This window comes from Halomonas sp. DP4Y7-1, from assembly GCF_019800705.1.
Taxonomy (GTDB): Bacteria; Pseudomonadota; Gammaproteobacteria; order Pseudomonadales; family Halomonadaceae; genus Halomonas; species Halomonas litopenaei_A.
Genome location: NZ_JAHVKS010000011.1, coordinates 27,196 through 42,482, shown reverse-complemented (window position 1 = coordinate 42,482; position 15,287 = coordinate 27,196). Strand labels below are relative to the sequence as shown.

The following is a 15,287-nucleotide window of genomic DNA, read 5'->3' as shown; positions in this document are numbered from 1 at the left end:
TCAGGCTCCCCACAGCACTTGGATGCCCCAGACCAGGAACACGAAGATGGCAATGATGATGACGGACTGGGCGCCGACACGAATGCCGGTCGGCTTGATGTAGTCGGTGGTCACGGTCCACAGACCCACCCAGGCATGGGCGGCGAGAGACACAAAGGCCAACAGCGAGAAGATACGCATCCAGGTCTGTTCGAACAGACCGCTCCAGGTGGCGTAGTCGAGCTGCGGGTGAGCCAGCAGGTAGACCACCAGGAACACCGTATAAAGGGCCATGACCACCGCACTGGCACGCTGGATGATCCAGTCTGACAGACCGCTGCGGCTGAAGCTCGTGATGTTGGTTACCATACCCAGACTCCTGCCAGAATGATCAGAACAACGCTCGCCACGATAGTGATCTGAGCCTTCTTCACTGCGCCCTCAAGAGATACGCCGATGTTGGCGTCCATGATGAAGTGCTTGCAGCCAGCGACGAAGTGAAACGCCAGGGCGGACAACAGGCCCCATGCCACCAGCTTGGCGAAGAAGTTGTGCGCCAGCGCGTCACGCACGGCTTCGAAACCGGCGGGGGAAGACAACGAAGCGTCCAGCGCCCAGAAGCCGAAGATCAATCCGACAAAGAGGATGACGCCGGTAATCCGGTGGGTAATCGACGTCAAGGCGGGAAGGGGGAAGTGGATCGTGGACAGATCCAGATTTACGGGTCGTTTGCTATTCACGGCTCTCTACACACTCTCTTGGCCCACTCTACGACAGACGGGCCAGAGGCCCGAGCGGGCGGTGGTTTTGGGAAGGGCGCTGTCGTGAACCAACCCTCGACAAGTTGGACACGACCTCCTGTTCCTGCCAGTCGCGGCCTGAATTATAGGGACATGCCCCCACCATGACAAATGGCATCGCGTCACAATTTGCTCGCTGCTTCGAAGCAAAATGCAGCAAAGCTGCATAGAAACGCCACCTCGTCAAGATGCTGCGCCGCAAAACGCCCATTTTTGATGCAAAGCATCAAAAACTATACAAACACTGTACTGCTAATTGAGCATAGTACAACAGCAAGGTTTCGATGGGAGAATTGACAATATCCTGAACGCTTCTATAGTGGGCGAACCTTTTTTGCCGGGCGACCCCCTATTCGTCGGCACGTTAGTGAGAAATAACTACGTATCGCTCCATATCGAACACGAAGGAGGCCAGACATGGCTGACAGAAAAGCGACCCTGACGGTGGATGGTCTGGAGAACCCTGTCGAACTTCCCATTCACTCGGGCACTCTGGGCCCAGACGTCATCGACGTCCGCGGCCTCGGTGCAGAAGGCCTCTTTACCTTCGACCCTGGCTTCCTGGCCACCGCCTCCTGCGAATCCGGCATCACTTACATCGATGGCGAGAAAGGCGTTTTGCTGCATCGCGGCTACCCGATCGAGCAGCTGGCCAAGAACTCCAACTTCGTCGAGCTCTGCTACACCCTGCTGTTCGGTGAACTGCCCAACGACGAGCAGTACAAGGATTTCGAGCATCGTGTGCGCAACCACACCATGGTGCACGAGCAGATCGCGAACTTCTTCAAGGGCTTCCGCCGCGACGCCCACCCGATGTCGATTCTGTGTGGCGTGGTCGGCGGCCTGGCGGCCTTCTACCACGACCACCTGGACATCACTCAGCCCCAGGACCGCGAGATCAGCGCCATCCGCCTGATCGCCAAGATGCCCACCATCGCGGCCATGTCCTACAAGTACAACATCGGTCAACCGTTCAACTATCCGCGCAACGATCTGAACTACGCAGAGAACTTCCTCTACATGATGTTCAGCAATCCGTGCGAGCCCTACGAGATCAACCCGGTCTACGCCAAGGCGATGGATCGTATCTTCATGCTGCACGCCGACCACGAGCAGAACGCCTCGACGTCGACGGTACGCCTGGCAGGCTCCACCGGCGCCAACCCGTTCGCCTGCATCAGCGCCGGCATCGCCGCCCTGTGGGGCCCCGCCCATGGCGGCGCCAATGAAGCGGTCCTGAACATGCTCGACGAAATCGGTGACGATTCCGAAGAGAACATTCAGCGCTTCATCGACAAGGCCAAGGACAAGGAAGATCCGTTCAAGCTGATGGGCTTTGGCCACCGCGTCTACCGCAACTTCGATCCCCGCGCCAAGGTTATGAAAGAGACCTGCGACGAAGTCCTGGCGGAACTCGGCAAGGCAGACGACCCCCAGCTCAAGATCGCCAAGCGTCTGGAGCAGATTGCCCTGGAAGACGAATACTTCGTGGAGCGCCAGCTCTACCCGAACGTCGACTTCTACTCTGGCATCATCCTCAAGGCGATGGGCATCCCGACCAACATGTTCACGGTCATCTTCGCCGTGTCCCGTACCATTGGCTGGATTTCCCACTGGCACGAGATGCTCAGCGACAGCTACAAGATCAGCCGTCCTCGCCAGCTCTACACTGGCCACACCCAGCGCGACTACCCGACCAAGTAAGCGTCATCGCTTCGACACTGAGCATCAGCAAGGGCCGCCCACCAGGGCGGCCCTTGTCGTTAATAGGGTTCAAGGATGAATCAGCAGCACCACAAGCGCTATGCTGACCCTTCACGCCTTATCCAACAGCCACAAAATGACGAAGGAGCCTCTTGATGAGCCAGCAGATTTCCACAGTCGCTTTCATCGGCCTTGGCGTCATGGGATACCCCATGGCCGGACACCTTGCCCAGGCAGGGCTGGATGTGCGCGTCTACAACCGCACCTCGGCAAAGGCCCAGCAATGGACCGAGCAGTTCGGCGGCAGTCACCACCCGACCCCGGCAGAAGCCGCCAAGGGGGCGGATCTGGTACTGGTCTGTGTCGGCAATGACAACGATGTCCGTGACGTGGTCACCGGCGCTAATGGCGCCCTGCAAGGACTGGCAGCAGGAGCACTGCTGGTCGACCACACCACCGCCTCGTCCAGCCTCGCCGAAGAGCTCGGCAAGGCCTGCGCAGAGCGTGAGGTGGGCTTCATTGACGCCCCCGTCTCCGGCGGCCAGCAAGGGGCCGAGAAGGGTGCATTGACCATCATGTGCGGCGCACAGGAAGACAGCTTCGAACGTGCCCGCCCCACCCTGCTTCACTATGGAAGAGCCGTGACGCGCATGGGCGACATTGGCGCCGGCCAGTTGACCAAGATGGTCAACCAGATCTGCATTGCCGGCCTTGTCCAGGGCCTCGCCGAGGGCATGCACTTTGCAGAAAAGGCTGGCCTCGACCAACACCGGGTGATCGAGGTCATCAGCCAGGGGGCCGCCGGCTCCTGGCAAATGGAAAACCGGCACGACACGATGATCAAGGATGAATACGATCACGGCTTCGCGGTGGACTGGATGCGCAAGGATCTCGACATCTGCCTGAGCCAGGCGCGCCAACTCGATGCACGACTGCCCGTCACTGCTCTTGTCGATCAATTCTACGCAGAGGTCCAGGCCCTGGGCGGTGGACGCTGGGACACGTCGTCCCTACTGAGACGCCTTAAGGCCACGGATCGCAAAGACTGACTTTTCACATACCAGCAGGGGCAGCAACATCACGCTGCCCCCAGCCTGCCCTCTCGCGACTCCATCCGGAAAGCCAACCTCCTCCCCCTGATACCCCCAGGCTCTCGTTTTCCACACTTTCTGTGGATAACCCTGTTCACAACCTATCGAAACCGCCCCTCAATCGCCATGAAATGGGCCTCTACCTTAAATTGGTCAATTTTTGACCTTAAGTAAGCTGTTGAAATACAAGGGAAAAAATAAAAAACGCGTAACCACGGGCGCTATCCCCGAAGCGAGAGCTGACCGGGGCAGGTTGAGCAGTGGTGGTGGACAAATACCCTTTGCTGTCAAGCCGACAATGACAACAAATGGCAATAATCCACAGGCCAATTTGGCATCAACATCTGTTGACAGATGTAGCTAGGCAGAATGCTACGCAGACCAAGAAACCCTCAGCCTAATGCTTTTGCATTAAGCCAAGTGACAAGGCATATAGATAAGCGGCATCAAAAGAAGAGTGGCGTCCCATAGGGGGTTCGAACCCCTGTTCCCGCCGTGAAAGGGCGGTGTCCTAGACCACTAGACGAATGGGACGCAGCCTGAAACGAGGATGGTGGAGCCTAGCGGGATCGAACCGCTGACCTCGACACTGCCAGTGTCGCGCTCTCCCAGCTGAGCTAAGGCCCCGTCTCGTTAAGACGATGCGTATAGTACTGATTCCACTTGTTTCGGTCAAGCCATCCTGGCAGAAATTTGAAGGCCCGAGTGCCTGTGGCCGTCCTGTCGACGCCGCTGGCTGCTCACAGAGACTCGGCCACCGCCGACTCAAGGACTCAACGTCAAGAGGGCGCCAGCGACGTTGCGCTGGCGCCCTCTCTTGCTAGCCGCTCTTCAGCCTGTTGCCACCGCCCCTTGCAGACGGCGGTGCTAGCTTATCGGCAGCTCACGGCTATTCCGCCGGCAGCTCGCGGTACTCTTTCTCGAAACGCTTGGCCTGCTTCTTCGACACGCCGCCCAGCACACCAATGGCATGGCGCAAGCGGGCTCGGGTCATGTCGGAGCCAATGATCGCCATGGCATCCATGACGGAGGTGCTGGACGAAGAGCCGGTGATCGCGATGAACACGGGAGCCAACAGTGCCTTCATCTTGAGATCAAAGTGAGCCCCCAGGAGCTTGACCTCCTCCAGCAGCGACGCCTTGTCCCAACGGGTCACATTCTCGAAACGCCACACCAGGAACTGCAGCAGCTTGAGCAGGTCTTCCCGCTCGAGCTTGATATCGCTGAAGCTTGCTTCACTGATATTCGGCAGTCCGGAGAAAAAATGGCCCGCCAAGGGCGCGACATCCGACAGGGTATCCACGCGTGTGCGCACCTGAGGGAGAATCTCGGACACGTACTCTTCGTTGAAGGCCCATTTCATCAGCGCTTCGAGAAAGCCACGATCATCCAGGTCTTCGCGCAGGTAGACGCCGTTGAGCCAGGTCAGCTTTTCAAGGTCGAATACCGGCCCGCCAAGCGACACACGCTGAATATCGAAGTGCTCCATCATCTCGGACAGCGAGAACTTCTCCCGGTCGTCAGGCATGGACCAGCCCATGCGGCCAAGGTAGTTGGTCACTGCCTGGGGCAGGAAGCCCATGCGACGGTAGTAATTGATGGACGTCGGATTCTTGCGCTTCGACAGCTTGGACTTGTCAGGGTTACGCAGCAGCGGCATATGACAGAGAGACGGCATCTCCCAGCCAAAGTACTCATAGAGGAGCTGGTGCTTGGGTGCCGAGTTGATCCACTCCTCACCGCGCAGCACATGCGTGATGCCCATCAGGTGATCGTCGACCACGTTGGCCAGGTGGTACGTCGGCATACCGTCCGACTTGAGCAGGATCTGCGCATCGACCTGCGCCCAGTCCACTTCGATCTCACCGCGCAACATGTCCTGCACCACACAGGGGCCACTGGCGGGTACGTTCATGCGCACCACGTAAGGCATGCCCTCACGCTCACGGCGTGCCTGCTCTTCCGGCTCCAACGCCAGATCAGCAGGCTTCAGGGCAAGATGCAGCCCCTCGGCCTTGCGCGCTTCACGCAGTTCATCCAGCTCTTCGCTGGTGCGATAGCACTTGAAAGCATGTCCGGCATCCAGCAACGTCTGCGCGTGCTGTGCGTAGATCTCACCACGTTCGCTCTGGCGGTAGGGTCCATGGGGACCGCCCACATCAGGACCTTCATCCCAGTCGAGGCCGAGCCAGCGCAGCGAGTCGAGAATCATCTGCTCCGACTCCGCGGTAGAGCGGACTCGATCCGTATCTTCGATACGCAGGATGAACTCTCCGCCGTGCTGGCGAGCAAAGCACAGGTTGAACAAGGCAATGTAGGCAGTACCTACGTGAGGGTCCCCCGTGGGCGACGGGGCGATACGCGTGCGAACAATCATAACGTCCTACATCCTGAATAGGTTGAAGCCAAGCTGGTAGCGTGGGCGCATTATACGCACCGTGGACGCAATTGCGCAGGGGCCAGCGCCGCTGACCATCGCCCCACTCTATGCAGAGCGCATGGCAGGCTCAGCCTGACGTCGAGTCAACCCAGAGCACGCGCGGTGGCTCGCACAACGGAGCGACAGAACAGCGAAACCAACGGAACGACATAACGAACGTCACGAACGGCCGCCACATACAAACGCAACAACAGAGGAGTGAGATCATGTCGCAGTCATCCCCCAGGTTACCCGAGGACTACTGTGCCATCGTCGTGGGCAGTGGCGGTGGCATTGGTCGTGCGGTGCTGGAGCGGTTGCTGACCGATCAGCGTCTCGGTCGGCTTATCAGTGTCAGTCGTCGACCCACGGATCAGCTGGATCACCGGCACGAGCCCATCGCCGCCGATATCACCGCGGCAGATGGCCGAGAGGCGCTGTCCCAGGCACTGCATGAGCAGGCAGGCGCGGTTCATCTGGTGGTCAATGCCGTCGGCCTGCTGCACGATGATGCTCGCGGCGTCCAGCCCGAGAAACGCCTTGAGGAGCTTGACGAAGCCGCCCTGCTCGCTCTCTACCAGATCAACGCCATTACGCCCGCCCTGCTTCTAAAGACGCTGCTCCCTCATTTCAAAGGCCAGCACCCTGCGACCTTTCTCAGCCTTTCCGCTCGCGTCGGGTCGATCGGCGACAACGGCCTGGGCGGCTGGTACGGATACCGGGCCAGCAAGGCCGCCCACAATATGCTGATGAAGACGGCAGCCATCGAACTCAAGCGTTTAAATCCACAGTCTTGCGTACTGAGCTTTCATCCAGGCACGACCGACACCGAGCTCTCTCGCCCGTTCCAGGCACGAGTACCTGAAGGCAAGCTGTTCAGTCCCGAGTTCGTTGCCGACGCCATCCTTCAGGTGGTGGAACAGCATGGCCCCGATGACAGTGGAGGCTTCTACGACTGGGCAAATACCTCTATTGACTGGTAGTTATCCCAGCACCCTAGGTATATCGTTGACTCCTGATATTGCATATGGAGACCTTATGAATGAGTATTCTAAGTTCTCTTATTGTGTCGACAGGGTGGTTCCATGGACGCGCTGGGTCCGCGCATCAAGTCTTTACGAATGGCAGCCGGCCTGAACAAGGCAGCACTGGCACGCCAGGTGGGGGTCTCGGACGTTACCATTTCCTATTGGGAGTCCGGCACGATCAAGCAAATTGGACATGAGCGCCTCGTGGCATTGTCCCAGGCGCTCAACTGCCCGCTCAGCCACCTGCTGGAGGGTGAGCCAAGCCGCCCCTCTCCGCTCTACCTGCGGTCATCACTACCACTGCCTTGGCAGGAAGTGGCACACAAGGGTATCGACCTTCCCCTGGAGCTCATTCCCGACCAGCGCTGGGACGGCGACTGCCATCTCGTGACGCCGGCCCCACAGGAACACTTCGACTTTCTAGGCCCCCTGGACCTGGCAGCCGTCGCCCCGACAGATATCTTTCGCCAGCCCGGCCTTTACTTGATCGCGGAAGAACAGCAGCTCTATATACGCCGTGTGGCTCAGGACGCCAATGGCCAACTGACCTTCCAGCGCCAAGGACAAACAGCGACCACCCCTTATCACAGCGGCATGCGCCTCAAGGCGAAGCTCGTCGCCGTGTGGAGAAACGACAGCTTGGCGTGATCAACCAAAGGGCGAGCGGCAACGGAGCTGCCCTTGCCGCCGCCGCCCACACGACAACGCTTGACGCTTAACGCCTATTTAGCGTATTCGCCTTCAACACTCTTCTGCGCCAGATCTACTCATTCCCCATCATTTGCCGCGGCCTTCTAGTGGCTCTCGGCACACAGGCACTGACTGGCCCTCGCGGCTAGCGTTGCTGCTGGACCTCGACATCATCCAAGGTGCGTCGCACCTCCTGCCCCACCAGAAACCGCTCGCTGGCCTCTACCAGCTTGCCCAGGCCGTGCTCGGATTCAACCACCAGCGGCCCCGACAGATATCTGCCTCGCTCGCCAATGCTGGCCTTTACCGCCGCTGGCTGAACGTCCGCAGGCGCCGTCGCGAATTCAATTCGATAGTACCCGTCCGGCAGACCGCTGCCAGGCCCATACGGCCCGGCGCTGACAGCGCCATCGGTCACCTGGGTGCGTGACTGCCAACGAACGTTACTGGCCTCGCGCACCACCCGAAGCTGAACCCGCGTACCCGCCGGCAGATTCGTTGTGGCCGTGACGTACATACGCCGGTCAGACCCTAGCTGACTGTTCAGGGCAACGGCCACCGGCTCGGCAAGACGCTCATCGATGGGAGATGCGTCCTCAGCCTCCTGGGGAGGAGACTCTTGTGACAATTCCCTCGCCGCCATGGGCTGGCGTGCCTCAGTGGCGCGCTCCTGCTCGGAGGCCACATTGACGCCAGACGACTTGCCGTCGTCGTCACAGGCAACCAGTGCCACGGATATCAGTAACCATCCAATTCGCCATGCGGACATAGCCTTCCCCCTTGTCTACTCCAAAAGACTAACACGCGAGTGCAGGGGTGTACCTGTTAAGCGTCAGCGCAACTTTAACCAAAACACTAGCTCACCAATTACTTACATTTCTTAATGCATTAATACCAATTAAAACCCACAAAAGCTTAGTAAAAAGGAACTATGCCGTAAGAAGCATCTAATCTAAACCATAACAACAACAGAGTGTGACGCTTGTAAAAAGCGCCAACCCGATGACCCCAATAAGCACTACTGCGGCATAGGCGAGGTACCGACCGATGACTCTACAAAAGAAACTTCTTGTGATCGCACTGGCCAGTGCCATGGCGACCCTGACCGCCTGCTCTGGCGACTCCAGCAACTCTCGCACGCTGGCAAGCAATAGCCAGGACCCGATCACCAGTGATGATGATTCTACCGGAGGCGGCGGCGATGGAAGCGGTGGCGGCAATGGAAGCGGTGGCGGCAATGGAAGCGGCGGCGGAAATGGAAACGGCGGCGGCGATGGAAACGGCGGCGGCGACGGAAACGGCGGCGGCGATGGAAACGGCGGCGGCGATGGAGACGGCGGCGGCGATGGAGACGGCGGCGGCGATGGAGACGGCGGCGGCGATGGAGACGGCGGCGGCGATGGAGACGGCGGCGGCGATGGAGACGGCGGCGATGGTATTGCCCGCAGCTCGCTGGAAAACCTCAGCATTGCGACAGCCGACACGGCAGGCGGTATCGATCAGACCCTGACCGATATCGGCACAGGTATCTCCCAACAGCAGGCCGTTCCTCAGCTTTCAAGCGTCACACAGCCGGCTGGCACCATCATCAGCGAGGGCGGGGACGTGGTCGGGGATGTCTCGACCGGCGTTCGTAGCGGACTTGGCGATATCAGTAACAATGACAACTATCTCGGCACCACCGCTGCAGGCATCACCAATGGTGCCGGCGAAGCGGGCCAGATGGTGTCGGCCACCGGAGCCACGGTGGAAGCCCTCGCCACCCTCCCGGTCGTCATGGAATTGAACGCTAGAACAGGTCTCGTCACCAAGCTTGGCACCACTGTCCAGGGACTCGGCGGGAAGGTAGAGCGGGTCGGAGATGCCCTCAGCGTCAACCTGGAGGACTCTGACCAGGTGCTGGGTGGGCTCACGACCAAGCTCAGCACCAGTCTGCGCCCAGTGCTGCTGGGAACCGATGGCAAGGTGACCCGCGTGGCCCAGGCGCTGGTACTGCCCGCCCAGGCTGGCAACCTTTTGCTGCGCAGCGGCGAAACCTTGGGCGAACTCGGTCAGCGAATCGGGCAGCGTTACACCTTGCTGGGCGGGGCAGGTAACAGCGTCACCGGCACCGGTGGGATCGTCATCGCCACAGGGGAACTGCTCGGAGGAGGCAGTGCCAACGATGGTAGCGGCCTGGGTGACCTGCTTACTGGCGACACCACGGCACCCAACGATGGTCGAACTGACCTTGAGCGCACTGTGGCCGGCGCAGGCCAGGCTGGTACTGGCGTCGGCAACGCCGTGACTTCCCTGGGTAACGGCATCTCTCAGCAGAGCCTCGGCGGTCAGGGTGAATTCATTACCGATGGCCTGGGCAATGTCGTGATCAACTCGGGCGAGGCCGTATCGGGGGTCACTGGTGGCCTCAGCAACGGTGTCGGCAATATCTCCAACAACCCCAATGCCTTGGGTACCAGCCTGGCGGGAGGTGGCGTCGCGGTATCTGAGACCGGAGAAGTGGTCTCAAGTCTCGGTGCCACCGTGGGCGATCTGCGCCAGCTCCCGCTGGTCATGCAGCTGGACAACCGCACCGGCGCCATTTCTCAACTGGGCAGCAGCCTGGCGCAACTGGGAGGAGGCGTGACCCAGGCCGGCAACGCTCTGGCCCTGAGCTTCAATGATCAGACATCCCACCTTGGTGGACTGACCAGCGAAATCACCGCCGTTGTTCGCCCTGTGGTGATCCATACCGACAGCGGAGTGACGCAGCTCAGTCAGGCGCTGGTGGTCGGGCCTGAAGCCGGCAACTTGCTGATTCGCGCGGGAGTGGCCGTGGATGGACTGGGTGGACGCATCGGCGGCAATGGGGCACTCGCCTCAGGTCTTGGCAGCACGGTCAGCGGTGTCGGCGGCGTGGTGGCCAACACCGGCCGACTGCTGGGAGGTGACGAAGCGCGCCTTATCGCAAGCCTTGATGGGCAAGGCCTCAGCAAGCTCGAATCTGCTGGCCTGCTGGATGACGGCGCACTGCTCTCGGGACTTGGCGGTAGCCAGGACGGCAATAGCCTCACCGGCGGCCTGGACAGTCAGCTGGGGGGAGACAGCAACCTGATCGCTGGCCTCAACGACAGCCTTGGCGGCAATCTGACCCAAGGCTTGAACGGAGCTCTGGGAGGCGATAGCTCAGGTGGCCTCACATCCGGACTGGGCTCGACCCTGGGTGGCGGCGACAGCGGTGGCGGCCTGGTGTCAGGCGTCAACGACACCCTGACCAACACTCTGGGAGGCGATAGCAGCGGTGGCGGCCTGGTATCAGGCGTCAATGACACCCTGACCAACACCCTGGGAGGCGGTAGCAGCGGTGGCGGCCTGGTCTCCGGCGTCAATGACACCCTGACCAACACCCTGGGAGGCGGTAGCAGCGGTGGCGGCCTGGTCTCCGGCGTCAATGACACCCTGTCCAACACCCTGGGAGGCGATAGCAGCGGTGGCGGTGGCACAGGCGTCACGTCAGGTATCAGCAACGCCCTGGTGGGTTCAGAGGGTGATGGTGGCCTGGTCGGCGGCACCCTGGATACCGTCGGCGGCGTCACCGATAAGCTGACGGGAGGGCTTACCGGCAGCGAGGGCTCCGGCTCTGAAGGGGGGGCCAAGACAGGTGGCCTGACCGGCATCGTGGGAGGTCTGCTTGGCGGCAACAAATAAGCTGCGGCTGAGATGATCTGAAGGCCCGGCACCCTGACGGGTGTCGGGCCTTTGTTCTCTCTGCCTTCTCTTTGTGCTCGGCCTTTGTGTACGGCCTAGACCCATAACGATAAACGAGGCCTCGCCTGCTGCGACGCGCCTTGAGCGCCATACCCCACTGGGAACGACAAGGATATCAACGAATGCGCAGGACTTTTTCTCCTCTGGCAGCCACTGGCTGTCTTCTCCTGGCGTCTGCGGCCATGGCCCAGGAAACTCTGGACACCGTCGACGATATCATCGAGAACCAGCGACTCCTTCCCCCCGAGCGTGATGTGCAGACCGAAGTGGATCTGCCCGATGACGCCAACCCAGGCGTCCCTGACAGTGTCACAGTACGCCATGTGCGCTTTATCGGTGACAGCGTACTCGACCTGAGTGCGCTATCCAGCGGACTACAGGCCATGGTCGGGCAGACGGTATCCCGCGAGGCCGTGGAGGCCGAGGTCAAGACCATCACCGACGCCTACCAGTCCTCGGATTACCCCCTGTCATTCGCCTACCTGCCGACCAACAACTTTATCGACGGCAATGTGCGTATCGTGCTGGTAGAAGGTCACATCGCACGTACCGAAATCGTCGTAGACGACGACCCCGTGGCCCGCCGCGTCGAGCGACTGGTCATGCCGTTGCTGGATGAGCGCCCCCTGACGCGGGCAACCTTCGAGCGCGTCAGCGGCCTGATCGAGCAAATCCCCGGCGCCAGCTTGACCCTCAAGGCCCCTGTCCCGCGCACCCCCAATGGCGCCACCACCCTGCGAGTGGAAGAACGCCGCATCGACCACTTCGACTATGCCGGCAGTATTAGCGGGGGGGATGAGGAAGACGCCGTGTTCATCAACCGAGTGTCGACACAAAGCCTCACCTCCTGGGGGGAGAGCCTGGGCTTTTCCTGGCTATGGCCCATCGACAATGACAATGAACTGTACGCGCTGGACTTCCGCACCGGCATTGGCAGCGATGGCCTGACACTATCGGCGTCTGCCGACACCTACCGCGGCAGCGATGATGAAGATCTTATCTACCTGCTCAACAGACAGCGCTTCGACCTCAGCCAGGATCAGGACACCGATCGCGAGCGCTATCGCCTGGGTCTGTCCTATCCGGTGCTGCTGACACGTTCTTCAAGCCTGACGCTGGGGGGCGCCCTGCGTCATCACGACGAAACCAAGACCACGACCCTACGCTTCGAGGATCGCACGCTCAGCCAGCTGGTCGATGACTATGAATATTCCGCAGCGGACCTGGACCTGAGCTATCGCACCCAAGCCAACCGGTCACTGTGGCAGGCCTCGGCCGCCGTCCGTCAGGGTGTCGACCTGGGCGGCAACGAACAGCGGAGCCGTTTGAATTGCACTCCTCTGGAGACCACCAGCGACCTTCACTTCACCCGCTGGCAGCTGGAGACACAGTACCGACACCTGTTAGGGGAGCGCTGGCGGCTGACCGCGGCTGCCAACGGCTTTTACTCCGACGACGAGCTGCCCGAACCCGAGCGCGGCAACTACGGTGGCCAGCGTTTCGGGCGCGGCTACGATGCGGGTCAAGCCGAAGGGGACTATGGCTACGCGGGCTCACTCGAGCTGCGCTACCTGCATACGCTCGATAGTGACTGGCTCAGTAACGTGGAGCCCTTCCTGGTCGTCGATGGTGCACGCACCGAGTTCCAGAACCGTGATGTGGATAGCCATCTGGCATCTGCCGCAGCGGGCGTTCGGCTAGCCAAAGGACGATGGTACGGACTGACGCTGGAGTACGCAGAGCCCATCGGCGACCGCGACCCGGACACCGACAGCCGTGACGGGCGTATCAATGCTCGGCTGGTGTGGAACTTCGAAGGCTAAGCGACTCGAGGTATCCACCGCCGACGGCATTCTTCGCTGAAGGCAGCACGGCCAGGACCCCAGACCCTGGCCGTTTTCATGTCCGCCCCGCCGCTTCACGCCACAGACGGCCATCAACCCTGCATCGATCTTCCCCCCTGTTCTGCGACGAGGTCGTCGCGCGACGGCTACTGCAGAATGCCCTCGCCCCATTCCTTGAGCCAGGCCAGCATAATTCCCGCTCCATCACCGCAGATCGTCCCGCTCCTTGCAGCGGGTCAAGACTTGCACCGAGGGCCGCCCAACTGGCGGCTTGACCCTCGTAGACTCGAACGGTGGGCGCCACTCTCTCGGCGCCTGCTGGAGCACACAAAACACAACAGAGCCCACTCCATGACCTGATGATCCGGCCCATGAACCGACTACTGAACCGAGGAACACGAGATGGAAACGCAATCGATCTCTTCCCGTAAACGCAGCCGCCTACGTATGCCGACGGTGTACACCCTGCTGTTCCTGATCACCATCATGGTCGCCCTGCTGACGTGGGTGATGCCCGCCGGCAAGTACGACTATCGCGTCGAAGGCACCGATACCGTCATCCCCGCCACCGAAGTCCTCGACTACGATGGCGATGAGCGCCTGCTGCCGATTCCTGGCACCTATCAAGTACTGGAAAGCTCGCCCCAGGGGCCCATGGACGTCTTGATTGCCCCCATCAAGGGGTTTCACGAGGCCGTTGATGTCGCCTTGTTTGTCCTGGTGATTGGAGGTTTTCTGGCGGTCACCATGCACTCGGGCGCCCTCGATGCAGGGATCGGCGCGGTGGTGGCCCGCTTTCAGGGGCGGGAGCACTTTTTGATCCCGGTCTTGATGATCCTGTTTGCACTGGGGGGCTCCACCTACGGCATGGCGGAAGAGACCGTCGCCTTCTGGGCCATTATCCTGCCCGTCATCACCGCCGCGGGTTACGACCGTATGGTGGCGGCAGGTATCGTCCTGCTGGGCTCGGGCACTGGGGTACTCGCCTCCACCGTCAATCCCTTCGCCACCGGTATCGCCTCGGGATTTGCGGGACTGCCGATCGGCGCCGGTATTACCCTCCGACTGGTCCAGTTCGTGATTCTGGTATCGCTAGCCATCTGGTTCGTGATGCGCTACGCCGCCCGCGTCAAGCGCGATCCGCAGCGCTCCGTCCTGGCTGACCTGAGCGCGACACCGGCAAGCGCCAGCGCCCCCGTCACCAGCGGTGCCTACACCCTGCGCCATAAGCTGACCATGACGGTCTTCTTCCTGACATTTGGCATCATGGTGTATGGCGTCGTGCCCTGGGAAGACATGGGGATCACCCTGTTCCCGACCCTGTGGTGGTGGTTCGACGAGCTGTCTACCCTGTTCTTGACCTCTGCGATCCTGATCGCGGTCATCAATCGGCAGCCAGAATCCAGCTTCATTGCCAGCTTCCTGGATGGCGCTCGGGACCTGATCGGGGTTGCCCTGGTCGTGGCGGTGGCGAGGGGGATCTATGTCGTGATGGACAATGGCGTGATCATCGACACCATCCTCAACTGGGCGGAAGGTGCGGTGCAGGGACTATCGACCGGCATGTTCGTCGTCGTCTCCTACGTGGTCCATATCGTGCTCAGCTTCTTCATTCCTTCCACCTCGGGCCTTGCCACCGTGTCGATGCCACTGATGGCACCTTTGGCAGACTTCTCTGGCGTCGAGCGCGAGCTGGTCGTCACCGCTTTCCAATCCGCCAGCGGTTGGATCAACATGTTTGCTCCGACGGCGGCCCACCTGGTGGCGGGCCTGGCGCTGGCGAAGATTCCCTACGAGCGCTTCGTCAAGTGGGCCATGCCCTTCATCCTGCTGACCTTCGGCGTCAGCGCGGTGACCCTGTTCGTCGGCGCCAGTCTGGTCTGAACACGGCGACGCGCGCACACGACTCAGGCGCCGATAACCGTCACCGTCCACCCATCTGCCTCATCCAGCCCCAGCGCTCCTTGCGAGCGCTGGCGGCGTTG

11 protein-coding genes and 2 tRNA genes are annotated in these 15,287 nt (G+C 60.8%); 7 read left to right on the top strand and 6 right to left on the bottom strand.

Annotation, left to right across the window (positions count from 1 at the left end):
* On the bottom strand, window positions 1-348 hold the full coding sequence (sdhD, locus tag KUV72_RS17805; protein WP_206944437.1) for a succinate dehydrogenase, hydrophobic membrane anchor protein: 348 nt from the start codon (window positions 346-348) through the stop codon (window positions 1-3).
* Entirely contained in the window at window positions 342-719 is a 378-nt protein-coding gene (sdhC, locus tag KUV72_RS17800) for a succinate dehydrogenase, cytochrome b556 subunit (RefSeq protein WP_206944439.1), read from the bottom strand. The genes sdhD and sdhC overlap by 7 nt, the downstream gene beginning before the upstream one ends.
* A 477-nt stretch (window positions 720-1,196) precedes the next feature.
* On the opposite strand from sdhC, the gene gltA reads away from it, so the two are divergent.
* Both gltA and KUV72_RS17790 read left to right on the top strand, forming a co-directional pair.
* Window positions 1,197-2,483, top strand: a complete 1,287-nt coding sequence (gene gltA, locus KUV72_RS17795) for a citrate synthase (protein WP_222239272.1) — start codon at window positions 1,197-1,199, stop codon at window positions 2,481-2,483.
* A 155-nt stretch (window positions 2,484-2,638) separates the two neighbouring features.
* Window positions 2,639-3,532: an NAD(P)-dependent oxidoreductase gene (locus KUV72_RS17790; RefSeq protein ID WP_222239271.1), complete on the top strand. Its 894-nt coding sequence runs from the start codon at window positions 2,639-2,641 to the stop codon at window positions 3,530-3,532.
* A gap of 500 nt (window positions 3,533-4,032) precedes the next feature.
* Here KUV72_RS17790 and KUV72_RS17785 read toward each other — a convergent pair.
* The 3 genes from KUV72_RS17785 to gltX form a co-directional block, all read right to left on the bottom strand.
* Window positions 4,033-4,108, bottom strand: a tRNA-Glu gene (locus KUV72_RS17785).
* 17 nt (window positions 4,109-4,125) lie between these two features.
* Window positions 4,126-4,201: transfer RNA gene (locus tag KUV72_RS17780), tRNA-Ala, on the bottom strand.
* A 262-nt stretch (window positions 4,202-4,463) separates the two neighbouring features.
* On the bottom strand, window positions 4,464-5,951 hold the full coding sequence (gene gltX, locus KUV72_RS17775) for a glutamate--tRNA ligase (RefSeq protein ID WP_222239270.1): 1,488 nt from the start codon (window positions 5,949-5,951) through the stop codon (window positions 4,464-4,466).
* A 269-nt stretch (window positions 5,952-6,220) separates the two neighbouring features.
* Between gltX and KUV72_RS17770 the strand changes: the two genes are divergently transcribed.
* Complete coding sequence (locus KUV72_RS17770) at window positions 6,221-6,976, top strand: SDR family NAD(P)-dependent oxidoreductase (protein WP_222239269.1); 756 nt, start codon at window positions 6,221-6,223, stop codon at window positions 6,974-6,976.
* 102 nt (window positions 6,977-7,078) lie between these two features.
* The gene (locus KUV72_RS17765; protein WP_222239268.1) at window positions 7,079-7,669 is read left to right on the top strand and encodes a helix-turn-helix domain-containing protein; all 591 of its coding nucleotides are present in this window, start codon (window positions 7,079-7,081) and stop codon (window positions 7,667-7,669) included.
* A 187-nt stretch (window positions 7,670-7,856) separates the two neighbouring features.
* Here the strand turns inward: KUV72_RS17765 and KUV72_RS17760 are convergent, their stop codons facing one another.
* Complete coding sequence (locus KUV72_RS17760) at window positions 7,857-8,480, bottom strand: hypothetical protein (protein WP_261317554.1); 624 nt, start codon at window positions 8,478-8,480, stop codon at window positions 7,857-7,859.
* Window positions 8,481-8,758: 278 nt separating this feature from the next.
* On the opposite strand from KUV72_RS17760, the gene KUV72_RS17755 reads away from it, so the two are divergent.
* The 3 genes from KUV72_RS17755 (at window position 8,759) to KUV72_RS17745 (ending at window position 15,186) form a co-directional block, all read left to right on the top strand.
* Entirely contained in the window at window positions 8,759-11,398 is a 2,640-nt protein-coding gene (locus KUV72_RS17755) for a collagen-like triple helix repeat-containing protein (protein WP_222239267.1), read from the top strand.
* Between the two features lie 182 nt (window positions 11,399-11,580).
* A complete protein-coding gene (locus tag KUV72_RS17750) occupies window positions 11,581-13,281 on the top strand; it encodes a ShlB/FhaC/HecB family hemolysin secretion/activation protein (RefSeq protein ID WP_222239266.1) in 1,701 nt (566 codons plus the stop codon).
* A 423-nt stretch (window positions 13,282-13,704) separates the two neighbouring features.
* Window positions 13,705-15,186, top strand: a complete 1,482-nt coding sequence (locus KUV72_RS17745; protein ID WP_222239265.1) for a YfcC family protein — start codon at window positions 13,705-13,707, stop codon at window positions 15,184-15,186.
* Window positions 15,187-15,287 lie beyond the last annotated feature (101 nt).

Bases quoted from the DNA above. Each gene is read 5' to 3' on its own strand.
- KUV72_RS17770 (WP_222239269.1), top strand. From the start codon at position 6,221: ATGTCGCAGTCATCCCCCAGGTTACCCGAGGACTACTGTGCCATCGTC.
- gltX (WP_222239270.1), bottom strand. From the start codon at position 5,951: ATGATTGTTCGCACGCGTATCGCCCCGTCGCCCACGGGGGACCCTCAC.
- KUV72_RS17790 (WP_222239271.1), top strand. From the start codon at position 2,639: ATGAGCCAGCAGATTTCCACAGTCGCTTTCATCGGCCTTGGCGTCATG.
- KUV72_RS17755 (WP_222239267.1), top strand. From the start codon at position 8,759: ATGACTCTACAAAAGAAACTTCTTGTGATCGCACTGGCCAGTGCCATG.
- gltA (WP_222239272.1), top strand. From the start codon at position 1,197: ATGGCTGACAGAAAAGCGACCCTGACGGTGGATGGTCTGGAGAACCCT.
- KUV72_RS17765 (WP_222239268.1), top strand. From the start codon at position 7,079: ATGGACGCGCTGGGTCCGCGCATCAAGTCTTTACGAATGGCAGCCGGC.
- KUV72_RS17745 (WP_222239265.1), top strand. From the start codon at position 13,705: ATGGAAACGCAATCGATCTCTTCCCGTAAACGCAGCCGCCTACGTATG.
- KUV72_RS17760 (WP_261317554.1), bottom strand. From the start codon at position 8,480: ATGTCCGCATGGCGAATTGGATGGTTACTGATATCCGTGGCACTGGTT.
- KUV72_RS17750 (WP_222239266.1), top strand. From the start codon at position 11,581: ATGCGCAGGACTTTTTCTCCTCTGGCAGCCACTGGCTGTCTTCTCCTG.
- sdhD (WP_206944437.1), bottom strand. From the start codon at position 348: ATGGTAACCAACATCACGAGCTTCAGCCGCAGCGGTCTGTCAGACTGG.